Source organism: Pseudomonas sp. 6D_7.1_Bac1 (assembly GCF_025465945.1).
Lineage (GTDB): Bacteria > Pseudomonadota > Gammaproteobacteria > Pseudomonadales > Pseudomonadaceae > Aquipseudomonas.
Window position 1 is genome coordinate 1 of sequence record NZ_JANLNW010000015.1, and the last position, 549, is coordinate 549.

Genomic DNA, 549 nt, shown 5'->3' on the forward strand with positions numbered 1-549 from the left:
GCAAGGAGAGCATCCATGGCTACACCAGCGTATATGTCCATCACTGGCACCAAACAAGGTCTGATCACCGCCGGTGCCTTCACCGCTGATTCGGTTGGCAACACCTACCAGGAAGGTCACGAAGACCAGGTCATGGTTCAGGGCTTCAGCCACGAAGTGATCATCCCGCGTGACCCGCAGTCCGGCCAACCCACCGGCCAGCGCGTGCACAAGCCAGTGAAAATCACCAAGGTATTCGACAAGTCCTCGCCACTGCTGCTGGCAGCCCTGACTTCCGGCGAGCGCCTGACCGAAATCACCATCCAGTGGTACCGCACTTCGGCTGCCGGCACCCAGGAACACTACTTCACCACCAAGCTTGAAGACGCGATCATCGTCGACATCAAAGACTACATGCACAACTGCCAGGACCCGTCGAACTCGCACTTCACTCACCTGGAAGACGTAGAGTTCACCTACCGCAAAATCACCTGGACCCACGAAGTCTCCGGTACTTCGGGTTCCGATGACTGGCGTTCCCCGGTCGCTGGCTAAGTCTGGCCGACCGTT

At 58.3% G+C, this 549-nt stretch carries 1 protein-coding gene; it reads left to right on the forward strand.

The features are described from left to right. Nucleotides 1–15: 15 nt before the first annotated feature. Nucleotides 16–534 (forward strand): Hcp family type VI secretion system effector, encoded by a 519-nt coding sequence (locus NTD87_RS04220; RefSeq protein ID WP_123423869.1) that lies wholly within the window; start codon nt 16–18, stop codon nt 532–534. Nucleotides 535–549 lie beyond the last annotated feature (15 nt).